This is a genomic window from Sphingobium sp. ba1 (assembly GCF_000743655.1).
Lineage (GTDB): Bacteria > Pseudomonadota > Alphaproteobacteria > Sphingomonadales > Sphingomonadaceae > Sphingobium.
In genome coordinates this window covers 442789-454555 of record NZ_JPPQ01000083.1, presented here as the reverse complement: position 1 = coordinate 454555, position 11767 = coordinate 442789, and the positions used below count along the sequence as shown (strand labels likewise).

The following is an 11767-nucleotide window of genomic DNA, read 5'->3' as shown; positions in this document are numbered from 1 at the left end:
ACGCCGCCCCGCCATCGGCGGTCGCGCGGATCGAAGTCGCCGACCTCAAGGAACGCATCCGCAAGCTGGAAGCGATCGCGGCGGGGGTGGATTTGTGAGGGCATGCCACCACCCGCTGGCGATTGACAGGAACAGGTGGCGGTCCTAGCGCGGCGGCATCATGGCCAGCATCATCGCGACTGAAGACAGCCGTTTCGGCCTGCGCCGCCAGGTCCGCCTGACCGGGCCGCTCAACCTGTCGAGCGGGGCGACGCTGGGGCCGGTCGATATCGCCTATGAAACCTATGGGCAGCTCGATGCCGACGGGTCCAACGCCATCCTGATCTGCCATGCGCTGACCGGCGACCAATATGTCGCATCGGAGCATCCCGGCACGGGAAAGCCCGGCTGGTGGTGGCGGATGGTGGGCGAGGGCAAGCCGGTCGATCCCGCGCGCCATTTCATCGTCTGCGCCAATGTCATCGGCAGTTGCATGGGGTCGAGCGGCCCGGCCAGTATCGATCCGGCGACCGGCGACCCTTATGCGATGCGCTTTCCGGTGCTGACCATTGCCGACATGGTGCGGGCGCAGGCGTTGCTGCTCGACCATCTGGGCGTTGCGCGGCTGTCGGCGGTGATCGGCGGGTCGATGGGGGGCATGCAGGCGCTGACCTGGCCGACCCTCTTCCCCGACCGGGTCGAAAGCTGCGTCGTCATTGCGTCGACCGCACGGCACAGCGCACAGAATATCGCCTTTCATGAAGTGGGGCGCCAAGCGATCATGGCCGATCCGCAATGGCGCGGCGGCGATTATTATGCCGACGGGCAGGTACCGAGCGCGGGCCTCGCCGTCGCGCGGATGGCGGCGCATATCACCTATTTGTCCGAAGCCGGGCTGACCGAGAAATTCGGGCGGCGTTTGCAGGGCCGCGACGCCAAGACCTTCGGCTTCGACGCGGATTTCCAGGTGGAAAGCTATTTGCGGCATCAGGGGTTGAGCTTTGTCGATCGGTTCGACGCCAACTCCTATCTCTACATCACCCGCGCCATGGACTATTATGACATTGCCGAGGATCATGGCGGGTCGCTGGCCCATGCCTTTACCGCGAGCAAGGCGCGCTTCTGCCTCGTCAGTTTCGATACCGACTGGCTTTATCCCACCACCGAATCACGGATCATCGTCCATGCGCTGAACGCGAGCGGCGCGCAGGCGAGCTTCGTCGAACTGTCCAGCCCGTTCGGTCATGACGCCTTCCTGCTCGAATGTCCCGAACTCAACCGGGTGGTCGACGGCTTCCTGAAGGGCGGGCGAGCATGAGCGCGGCGTTACGCCCCGACCTGGCGTTGATCGCGCGGACCGTGCGGCAGGGCGCGCGGGTGCTGGACGTGGGCTGTGGCGAGGGCGCGCTGATGGCGGCGCTGCGCGACAATGCCGGGGTCGATGCGCGCGGGCTGGAGATTGATGGATCGAACGTCGCGGCGGCGGTGGCGCGCGGCCTGTCGGTGGTGCAGGGGGATGCGGACACGGACCTGCGTTACTATCCCGACGCCAGTTTCGACTATGCGATATTGAGCCAGACGCTCCAGACGACCCGGCGGCCCGACCTGGTGGTGGAGGAATTGCTGCGTATCGGCGGGCAGGCGTTCGTGTCCTTCCCCAATTTCGCGCATTGGCGCGGGCGGCTGTCGTTGCTGTGGGGCGGGCGGATGCCGGTAACGCGGCTGTTGCCCGACACCTGGTACGACACGCTCAACATCCACCATGTCACCGTCGATGATTTCCGCGCCCTGGTGAAGGAGCGCGGCTGGACCATCGACGGGCAGTGGTTCTTGAAGGGCGACCGCGAAACCACGCACGCGAACGCCAATCTGTTCGCCGAACATGCGGTGTTTTTGCTGCGCAAATAGCGCCGATCAGTCCGTTTCGGCGGCGAGGTAGACGCGGTTGCGGCCATGTTCCTTGGCCAGATAGAGGGCGCGGTCGGCGGCCTTGAGCGCGGCACGGGCGTCTTCATAGGCCAGCACATTGGCCACCCCGGCCGAAAAGCTGACCCGATCCATCCGCTCGCCGGTGGCGCGGTTGACGAGGCTGCGGTTGGCCAGATCCTCGCGCACGCCGTCCACCACTTCGCCTGCTTCGCCCGCGCCCTTGCCCCGGAACAGCATGACGAATTCCTCGCCTCCATGACGGGCGACATGGCAGCGGTCGTTGGACGCCTTGGACAAGAGACCAGCCACGAATTTCAACACCCTGTCGCCCGTGTCATGGCCGTGGGTGTCGTTGACATGCTTGAAATGGTCGATGTCGCAAAAGGCGACCGAGAGCTGTTCGCCCTGCGCCTGCGCCAGCGCCACTTCCTCGCGCAGCACGGTCTCAAAGGCGCGGCGATTGGGCAGGCCGGTCAGATGGTCATGTTCGGCGGCGCGGCGGGCGGTTTCGAGGCTGGATTTGAGCGCCTTGGTCTGCTTCTGATTTTCGCGCAGCTGGGTTTCGACGAGGCGGGTCTTTTCGACCATGGATCGGGTGAGGCCGACGAGGCGCGCCAGCACCGGCTCGCTATCGCCGCCTTCGACCAGATCCTTGGCCTGTTCCTGCAGCGCTGCGCCATAATCCTTCGCCGAATTGCGCGATTCATGCATCAGGCCGGTGAACTGGGTCAGATTTTCCTCGACCTTGTCGAGCATGGTCGCCAGCGAATCGGGGGTGACTTCATCGGCGCGTTGTTCAGCGGCGACCGATTCGACCCAGCCATTGGTGATCTTGCCCCGTTCCATCAGCACCGCGCGGATCGCCTTTTCCACGCCGATATTCGCGCCGGTCAGATAATCCAGCGCGACGCTGAAATTGATGGGCGTGAGGTCGAGGTCGTGGGCGAAGAGAAAATCACCAATATCTTCATAGAGCTGGCGGCGGCGGTTGATCTCGCGGCTGGACGATGATCCGGCGCGGGGCCGGGCTTCGACTTCCGCGCTTTCTTCCTCCGCCTTGCCCGACAGACCCTTGGCCCAGCGCGTCAGCCGATCGGTAAGCCCATGTTGCGAGCCTGCGGAAGAAGAAGATGCCCCGGTCATGACCCTCATAACGGCGGAGGTGGAACAAGGTTAAGACTATAGCGGGAAAGAATCGATCCGTCTCCCCTTCCCGGTCGCGCGCACGGTCAGATGTCGGCGGCGACCAGCCAGTCGCGGAAGATGCGCACCGCCCGCGTCTGGAGCGCGCGGGGGCGGCAGACGAAGAAATAGCGATAGGGGCTGTCGATATGCGTGTCGGGGAAGAGCCGCACCAGCCGGGTATCGCCCGACTGGTTGAAATGGCTGGCATGCATGACGGCCACGCCCAGCCCCTGCGCCGCGGCCTCCAGCATCAACTGGCCCGAATCATAATTGTCGATCGCCAGCGGTTGCAGGTCGGGCAGGCCGACCGCTTCCTTCCAGGCATCGAAGGATTGGGCCATGTCGCGGTGGATGAGGACGGTATGGTTCGCCAGTTCCTGCGGCGCGGTCAGCGCATGGGGCGCTTCGAGCAGTTCGCGCCGCCCGATCAGATAGACTTCGTCATGGTCCAGTTCATGGGCATAGAGCGCCGGATCGATATCCTTGGCCAGCAGCACGATCGCCGCGTCCAGCCCTTCGCCGAGCCGCGCCACGGCATGGGGCGTCGTTTCGATGTCGATATGCAGCTGGGGGTGGAGTGCGCGCAGGGCACCCAGATGCGGGAAGAGGCGTTGCGTGGCGAACAGCGGCAGCACCGCCAGCCGCAGCCGCAACTGATTGCCGCCGCTCTGGATATTTTCCAGCGCCTGGGCCAGCGAATCGAGGGCGGGCGCGATGTCGTCGAGCAGCCTTTGCCCCTCGGCATTGATTTCCAGCGCTTGATGCTTGCGGTCGAACAGGGGGCGGCCGATGAAGCGTTCGAGCGCCTGAACCCGGCGGCTGAGTGCGGGAGTCGAGAGCGCAAGCTCTTCCGCCGCCGCCTTGACCGAGCCGAGGCGTGCGACCTGCACAAAGGCCTCCAGGGCCGTAAGGGGCGGTAATCTCCGCATGATCTTTTACAATTCCATCGCCGGTGCGCTGCGCCGCGTCATCGCCTGTTATCGAGTGGGCAGCTTCCGGTCTCAAGCATCCTCGCCCTACAGAGCAGGAAAATCAGGCGAATGGCAAGATGCATTTTTTGCAACCGGAACTTTTGCGTTCGCACTTGCAATATCGCGTTTAACGCTACATATAGAGCAGGCCTTTCAGGCATCCTCTCCTAAAACTTTACGGGCTGGCCCTTGTGGCCGGCCCTTTTTTTATGCCTTGGGCGTGGCACATGGCCCCCTTTTCGCGGCGGCCGACGTTTCCTATCTCGTTACGGAACAAGAAGGACGGGGTGCCCGATGGCCGATGAGGAAATGACTGGACGCCGCATCCAGGTCGCCAATGCGCGGCCCGAAGATGCGGGACGCGGGCTTGCACGGCTGCCCTTGACGGTGATGGCCGAATTGCAGCTAAGCGAAGGCGATGTGATCGAGATCGTCGGCAAGCGATCCACGCCTGCGCGCGTGGTGCGTCCGTACAAGGAAGATGAAGGGCTGGACGTGCTGCGCCTCGATGGCTTGCAGCGCGCCAATGCCGGGGCCGGGTCGGGCGATTTCGTCCATATCGAGAAGGTGGAGCCGCGCCCGGCGCAGCGGGTCGTGTTCGCGCCTGCACAAAATAATTTACGGCTTCAGGGCCATCCCGAAGCGCTCAAGCGGGTCTTCTTCCAGCGGCCGTTGACCGCGGGCGATGTCGTCGCGACGGCGGGGCAGCAGCAGGTGCCGACCGGTGACATGCCGCCCCAGCTACGCCAGATGCTGGCCGCGCCCGCCTATGCCTTGCAGGAAATCCGGCTGGTGGTCGTGTCCACCATGCCCAAGGGCGTGGTTCAGATCGACGCGGAAACCGAAGTCGAGCTGCGCCCCGAATATGAGGAGCCGAAGGAAGCGCGGCGTGCCGACGTGACCTATGACGATGTCGGCGGCATGGCCGATACGATCGACCAGTTGCGCGAAATGGTCGAATTGCCGCTGCGCTACCCCGAACTGTTCCAGCGGCTGGGCGTCGATCCGCCGCGCGGCGTGCTGCTCCATGGCCCGCCGGGCACCGGCAAGACGCGGCTGGCCCGCGCCGTCGCCAACGAATCGGAAGCCGAATTCTTCCTGATCAACGGGCCGGAGATCATGGGGTCGGCCTATGGCGAATCCGAAAAACAGTTGCGCGAGATATTCGAGGCGGCGGCCAAGGCTGCCCCCTCGATCCTGTTCATTGACGAGATTGATTCGATCGCGCCCAAGCGGGGACAGGTGACCGGCGAAACCGAAAAGCGGTTGGTCGCACAATTGCTGACGCTGATGGACGGGCTGGAGCCGCGCACCAATCTGGTGGTGATCGCTGCGACCAACCGCCCGGAGGCGATTGACGAGGCGCTGCGGCGACCCGGCCGCTTCGACCGCGAGATCGTGGTCGGGGTGCCCGACGAGCGCGGTCGGCGCGAGATATTGGGCATCCACACGCGCGGCATGCCGCTGGGCGACAAGGTCGATCTGTCCGAACTGGCGCGCATGACCTATGGCTTTGTCGGCGCGGACCTTGCGGCGCTGACCCGCGAGGCGGCGATCGAGACGGTGCGCCGTTTCATGCCGCGCCTCAACCTGGAGGACGGGACGATCCCGGCCGATGTCCTGGAAGAATTGTGCGTCACGCGCGAGGATTTCATGTCGGCGATCAAGCGGGTGCAGCCATCGGCCATGCGCGAGGTGATGGTGCAGGCACCCAATATCGGTTGGTCCGACATTGGCGGGCTGGACGATGCGCAGATGCGCTTGAAGGAAGGGGTCGAGCTGCCGCTCAAAAATCCCGACGCCTTCCGCCGGATCGGCATCCGCCCGGCCAAGGGCTTCCTGCTCTACGGCCCGCCCGGCACCGGCAAGACGCTGCTGGCCAAGGCGGTGGCGCGTGAGGCGCAGGCGAACTTCATCGCCACCAAATCGAGCGACCTCTTGTCCAAATGGTATGGCGAAAGCGAGCAGCAGATCGCCCGGCTGTTCGCCCGCGCGCGGCAAGTGGCCCCGACGGTCATCTTCATCGACGAACTGGACAGTTTGGTCCCCGCGCGCGGCGGCGGGCTTGGCGAACCGGCGGTGACGGAGCGGGTGGTCAATACCATTCTCGCCGAGATGGATGGGCTGGAGGAATTGCAGTCGGTGGTGGTGATCGGTGCCACCAACCGGCCGACGCTGGTGGACCCGGCGTTGCTGCGGCCCGGCCGGTTCGACGAACTGATCTATGTCCCCGTGCCGGACGAAGGGGGGCGGGCGCGCATCCTGTCGATCCATACCGGCAAGATGCCGCTGGCCGACGATGTCGATCTCGCCTCGCTGGCGGCGCGGACGCAGCGCTTTACCGGCGCGGATCTGGAGGATCTGTCGCGTCGCGCGGGCCTGTTCGCGCTGCGCCAGTCGATGACGGTCGAGAAGGTCACGATGGCGCATTTCGAGGCCGCGCTGCTGGAAACCCGCGCGTCGGTGACGCCGGACATGGAGCGGGAATATGAGCAGATCCAGGCGACGTTGAAGCAGAGCGCGATGCAGATCGATCCGATCGGCTTCGTGTCACCGGGCATGGTGCGCGGGCGCGACCGGGCCTGATCGAGCCTCACCGCTAGGGTGACGCGCAGGCGGCGGGGAAACCAATCGCCGCCTGCGCGTTCCTGCTCGATGCGCGCAATGCGGCTTGCAAGGCTTGCCGATTTTTGCGACGCCCGACCGTAATGACAAACAGGCGGATAATGATGGCCTCCATTCCCTTGAAAAAGAACGACAATCGCGCTCGCAAGGGCGTGTTCCTGAGCCAGTGGAGGCTGTTTTTCCGGCAGTTCGTCAAGCATCCCGGCATGATCGGGTCGATCATCCCCTCGTCCGCGACGCTGGTGAAGCGCATGCTCGACCCCGTCGATTGGCAGCGCACGCGCCTGTTCGTGGAATATGGGCCAGGCGTCGGCACCTTCACGCAGGCGATCCTCGACCGGATGCACCCGGACGCCACGCTGCTGGCGATCGACCTCAATGTCGATTTCGTCGCCTATCTAGAGGCGCAGATCGATGATCCCCGCCTGCGGGTCGTGCATGGATCGGCCGCCGACGTGCGCCGCTTCATTCGGGAAGCGGGGCATGTTCAGGCCGATTATATCCTGTCGGGCATCCCCTTTTCCACCCTGCCCGACGGCGTGGGGGAAGGCATTGCGGCGGAGACGCTTGGCGCGCTGCGGCCCGGCGGGGCCTTCCTCGTCTATCAATATTCGCGCTTCGTGCGCCGCTTGATCGATCCCCTCTTCGGCGAGGTGCAGGATGCGCTGGAATGGCGCAATATTCCGCCCTGCCGCCTGTTTCGCGCGGTGAAGGATGAGGGGCTGGCCAAGGCGGCCTGACGCCGGTCCTATCGCCTTCGCAACGGTCGGCTTTCATGCTAAGCCGCCGCGCATCCGAATGGCGAGAGTGATGATGAACGACCTGACCCAGACCCCCGAAATGCTGATCGCGACGATGGGCGCGCGCGCGCGCCGCGCCGCCGCCGTGATCGCGCAGGCGAGCGACGCGCAAAAGGCCGACGCGCTGCGTCGTGCGGCCCAGGCGTTGCGGGATCAGGCACCGGCGATCATCGCCGCCAATGCGCGCGACATGGATAATGCGGTGGCGAACGGCCTGTCGCCTGCACTGCTCGACCGGCTGCGGCTGGACGAAGGGCGGGTCGCGGCGACGGCGGCGGGCGTGGAGCAGGTCGCGGGCCTGCCCAATCCGCTGGGCAGCGTGATCGACCAGAGCGTGCGCCCCAATGGGCTGGACTTGCGCCGGGTGCGGGTGCCGCTGGGCGTGATCGGCATCATCTATGAAAGCCGCCCCAATGTGACCGCCGATGCGGCGGCGCTGTGCCTGCGCGCGGGCAATGCGGTGATCCTGCGCGGCGGCAGCGAGGCGAAGGAGAGCAACCGCGCGATCCACGCCGCGATCGTCGAGGGGATCGTCGCCGCTGGCCTGCCCGCCGATGTCGTACAGCTGGTGCCCACGACCGATCGTGCGGCGGTCGGCGCGCTGCTCAAGGCGGCGGAGTTTGTCGACCTGATCGTGCCGCGCGGCGGCAAGAGCTTGGTCGCGCGCGTGCAGGACGAAGCGCGCGTGCCCGTGCTGGCGCATCTCGACGGCATCAACCACAGCTATGTCGATGGCGCGGCGGACCCGACGATGGCGCAGCAATTGGTGGTCAATGCCAAGATGCGCCGCACCGGCATTTGCGGCGCGACCGAAACGGTGCTGATCGACCGCGCTTATGCCTATGCGCCCGCGCTGGTCAGGGCGCTGCTCGACGCGCAATGCGAAGTGCGCGGCGACGAAGCGGTGCAGGCAATGGACGCGCGGGTGAAGCCCGCCGACGAGGCGGACTGGGATACCGAATATCTCGACGCGATCGTGTCGATCCGGCTGGTCGATGGCGTGGAGGAAGCGATCGCCCATATCGCCGTCCATGCCAGCCACCATACCGACGCGATCATCACCGACGATCCCGCAACCGCCGAGCGCTTCCTCAACGCGGTGGACAGCGCGATCGTGATGTGGAACGCCTCCACCCAGTTCGCCGATGGCGGCGAATTCGGGCTGGGCGCGGAAATCGGCATTTCCACCGGACGGTTGCACGCGCGCGGGCCGGTCGCGCTGGAGGGGCTGACGACGTACAAGTGGATCGTGCGGGGGACGGGGCAGGTTCGGCCCTGACCGCATAAAGGGCGACCGCCACACCTCTCCCGCCTTCGCGGGAGAGGGAGGGGCCCGCGCCGAAGGCGTGGGAGGGTGAGGGTCTGTCTAACGCTGCAAGAAAGGCCCTCACCGACTGCGACTAGGCAGCACGCTGCCAAGTCTTCATAGCCTCTCCCGCGAAGGCGGGAGAGGGCGGGGTTGGGCCTTTGCCTTACCCCTTCACCACTTCGTCGATGGCTTTCAGCTTCGCGAGCATGGGCGCGACCCAGTCTAGCGGGAGCATGACCGGGCCGTCGGAGGGGGCGTTGTCTGGGTCTTGGTGGGCTTCGGCGAAGATGGCCGCGACGCCCGCTGCGATCGCGCTGCGGGCGAGGAGCGGCGCATATTCGCGTTGGCCGCCGGATGCGGAGCCCAGGCCGCCCGGCTGTTGCACCGAATGGGTGGCGTCGAAGACGACCGGATAGCCGGTCTGCGCCATCACGGGCAAAGCGCGCATGTCGCTGACCAAGGTATTGTAGCCGAAACTCGCGCCGCGTTCGGTCAGCAGGATGCGGTCATTGCCGGTCGAGGCGACCTTTTGCGCGACCGCCGCCATGTCCCAGGGGGCCATGAACTGCCCCTTCTTGACGTTGATGACCGCGCCCGTCCGCCCGGCGGCGAGCAGCAAGTCGGTCTGGCGGCAGAGGAACGCCGGGATCTGGAGGATGTCCACCGCCTGCGCGGCGGCCGCCACCTGGCCTGCATCATGCACGTCGGTCAGCACCGGGCAGCCCAGCGTCGCCTCCACCTCCGCGAGGATCGCGAGGCCTGCATCGATGCCGACGCCGCGCTGGCCCGATACCGATGTCCGGTTGGCCTTGTCGAAACTGCTCTTGAAGATGAAGGGCACGCCCGCTTGCCGCGCGATCTGCGCCAGCGCATCGGCCATGAACAGCGCATGGTCGCGGCTTTCGATCTGACAGGGGCCGGAAATGAGGACGAAGGGGAGGTCGTTGCCGAAGGTGACGGAACCTGTGGAGATATGGTTTGGGCTGGTCATGGCGCTCATTTGGGGGCTTTGGCGAAGCGGCGCAACAATTGCCCGCGCCACAGGCCCTTGCCCGGATGATAGTTCCAGCAGAACCAGCCAAAGGCGAGGCAGGCGATGAGGGACGGCAATGCCATCGGGTCGCCCTGTCCCTTCATATGGCGATAAAAGGCCATGTCGGCGCGCCAGCGGTCCCGCTCGCTGCCGCCGCCATTGATGCCATAGGCATTGTCATGTTTCCTACAGCCGATGTTTCGGTTGTATTTGCGATGGTCTATGAAATAGCAATAGTCGCGTTCGGGTGTGCTCATGCCCCGATTAGGGCTGGGTCAGTGCAAAAGTTCAAGCGTAAAGTCTTCTACCTCGGCGGTTTCGATCCGCGCGGCGTGCGTTTTTATCATCAGCTCTACCGCGAACAGGCGGCGCGCTATCATAGACTGACGGGGGAGGATGTGACCGTCGGCGCGCGGCGGGCCGGGCCGGACGGGTCGCTGGTGTCGGTGCAGTGGGATGTCGCCAATAAACAGGCGGGCGTTGCGGTCGATTATGAATATCTGCGCTGGGAAGATTTGATCGCCAAGGTGTGGATCCGCAATCCATTGCCGCTCGCGCTGCGGGCGGCGCGGGCTTATTTGGGTCATGCGCGCTTCATGCAGTTCGGGCGGATGCGCAAGCTGCGGTCGGGGCCGGTCATCACCATCCTCTATCCGCCGCTGTTCGCGATGCTGATCCCGCTGTTGCTGGCTGTGGTGCCGGCGCTGTTGCTGGCGTTGCTGCTGCCCTTGTGGGTCAGTGCGCTCATCGGCATCGGCATCAGCGCGCTGCTGTCGGGGCGGGTGCTGGCCAAGCTGGTCGTGCCCTGGCTGCTGCGGTTCATGACCTATCATGGCGCGCTGGCCGCCGATGGGCCGGGCGCGGAGCTGGACGCGCGGCTCGATCAGTTTGCCGTCCGTATCGCAGCGGAACTGGACGGCGATTGGGACGAAGTGCAGATCGTCACCCATAGCGCGGGCACCATATTGGGCATGAGCATATTGCGCCGGGTGTTTGCCTTGCGCGGGGGCGCGGCGATGCCCGATCATGCGGTGATGGTGGGTATGGGGCAGGTGGTGCCGGTGATCGGCCTGCGCCGCGACGCGCGCTGGTATCATGATGATCTGGCGGCGCTGGCGGACAAGGCGTTCCGCTATGTCGATATTTCCTCGCCCCCCGATGGCGCGGCCTATTATAACGTCAATCCGCTGCGCCTTGTCGCGGATCAATATGCCGCGCGGGTGGACATGCTATCGCCGCGCTTCCATCTCTTCTATCAGCCGGACAATTATCATGGCGGCTGGTCGAACAAATATGAGGCGCATTTCGACTATCTGCGCGTGGGCGACCGGCTTTCGCCGCTCGATTTCATCAGCTTGACCGTTGGCCCCCGCACCGTGGACGAAGCCGTCGCCGCCTTCAGGACGATCCCTTGACCGATCTTTTTACGCCCCCGTATCCGCAGCCGCCCCGCACCAAGCGTGGCTTGATCAAGCGGTTCCTGCGTGGCTGGCATAGCTGGATCCATGTGCTGTTCGACAAAAGCTATACGATGAAGATGGGCGAAATCCGCCTGCCCGGCCGGACCATGTATATCGCCAATGAGCTGAGCCTGGTGGACCAGATATTGCGCGGCGGCACCGCATTTCCCAAACATAGCGAACTGGTCCGCAATCTCGACCCGCTGATCGGCAATAGCGTCTTTTCCGCCAATGGTGCGGATTGGGAAAGCCAGCGGGCGATGGTCAATCCCGCCTTCGCCCATACCGCGCTGGGGCGGACCATGCCTCTTATGGCGGCGGCGGCCGACGATCTGCTGGCGCGGTTTGAGGCCGCCGACCGGGGCCAGCCGGTCGATATTGACCCGATGATGACGCATGTCGCGGCCGACATCATCTTCCGCACGCTGTTTTCGCAGGCGCTGGACGCGGCGCGATCGAACATCATCCACACCGCC

At 65.1% G+C, this 11767-nt stretch carries 12 protein-coding genes; 8 read left to right on the top strand and 4 right to left on the bottom strand.

The window, feature by feature from the left end:
* Positions 1–160: 160 nt before the first annotated feature.
* Positions 161–1297, top strand: a complete 1137-nt coding sequence (gene metX, locus IL54_RS21410; protein WP_037480293.1) for a homoserine O-acetyltransferase MetX — start codon at positions 161–163, stop codon at positions 1295–1297.
* Positions 1294–1887, top strand: coding sequence for a methionine biosynthesis protein MetW (metW, locus tag IL54_RS21405; RefSeq protein WP_037480289.1), 594 nt, complete (start codon positions 1294–1296; stop codon positions 1885–1887). Before metX ends, metW begins: the two co-directional genes overlap by 4 nt.
* A 6-nt stretch (positions 1888–1893) precedes the next feature.
* Here the strand turns inward: metW and IL54_RS21400 are convergent, their stop codons facing one another.
* The gene (locus IL54_RS21400) at positions 1894–3051 is read right to left on the bottom strand and encodes a GGDEF domain-containing protein (protein ID WP_037480287.1); all 1158 of its coding nucleotides are present in this window, start codon (positions 3049–3051) and stop codon (positions 1894–1896) included.
* A gap of 86 nt (positions 3052–3137) precedes the next feature.
* Positions 3138–4022, bottom strand: coding sequence for a LysR substrate-binding domain-containing protein (locus tag IL54_RS21395; RefSeq protein WP_037480285.1), 885 nt, complete (start codon positions 4020–4022; stop codon positions 3138–3140).
* Between IL54_RS21395 and IL54_RS24720 the strand changes: the two genes are divergently transcribed.
* From IL54_RS24720 to IL54_RS21380, 4 genes are all read left to right on the top strand, one after another.
* Positions 4021–4377: a hypothetical protein gene (locus IL54_RS24720; RefSeq protein ID WP_162182265.1), complete on the top strand. Its 357-nt coding sequence runs from the start codon at positions 4021–4023 to the stop codon at positions 4375–4377. The two genes, IL54_RS21395 and IL54_RS24720, sit on opposite strands and share 2 nt — an antisense overlap.
* Positions 4359–6650, top strand: a complete 2292-nt coding sequence (locus IL54_RS21390) for a CDC48 family AAA ATPase (RefSeq protein WP_037480283.1) — start codon at positions 4359–4361, stop codon at positions 6648–6650. The genes IL54_RS24720 and IL54_RS21390 overlap by 19 nt, the downstream gene beginning before the upstream one ends.
* A gap of 143 nt (positions 6651–6793) precedes the next feature.
* Positions 6794–7429, top strand: a complete 636-nt coding sequence (locus IL54_RS21385) for a class I SAM-dependent methyltransferase (RefSeq protein WP_037480756.1) — start codon at positions 6794–6796, stop codon at positions 7427–7429.
* A gap of 73 nt (positions 7430–7502) precedes the next feature.
* Positions 7503–8768 carry a glutamate-5-semialdehyde dehydrogenase gene (locus IL54_RS21380; RefSeq protein ID WP_037480753.1) on the top strand — a complete coding sequence of 422 codons (1266 nt, stop codon included), beginning with the start codon at positions 7503–7505 and terminating at the stop codon, positions 8766–8768.
* Between the two features lie 193 nt (positions 8769–8961).
* Here the strand turns inward: IL54_RS21380 and kdsA are convergent, their stop codons facing one another.
* On the bottom strand, positions 8962–9798 hold the full coding sequence (gene kdsA / locus IL54_RS21375) for a 3-deoxy-8-phosphooctulonate synthase (protein WP_443211516.1): 837 nt from the start codon (positions 9796–9798) through the stop codon (positions 8962–8964).
* On the bottom strand, positions 9795–10088 hold the full coding sequence (locus IL54_RS21370; RefSeq protein ID WP_037480281.1) for a hypothetical protein: 294 nt from the start codon (positions 10086–10088) through the stop codon (positions 9795–9797). The genes kdsA and IL54_RS21370 overlap by 4 nt, the downstream gene beginning before the upstream one ends.
* A gap of 21 nt (positions 10089–10109) precedes the next feature.
* Between IL54_RS21370 and IL54_RS21365 the strand changes: the two genes are divergently transcribed.
* Both IL54_RS21365 and IL54_RS21360 read left to right on the top strand, forming a co-directional pair.
* The gene (locus IL54_RS21365; RefSeq protein WP_037480279.1) at positions 10110–11246 is read left to right on the top strand and encodes a hypothetical protein; all 1137 of its coding nucleotides are present in this window, start codon (positions 10110–10112) and stop codon (positions 11244–11246) included.
* The coding region (locus tag IL54_RS21360; protein ID WP_037480277.1) for a cytochrome P450 at positions 11243–11767 on the top strand (525 nt) is incomplete at its 3' end. The genes IL54_RS21365 and IL54_RS21360, both read left to right, overlap by 4 nt.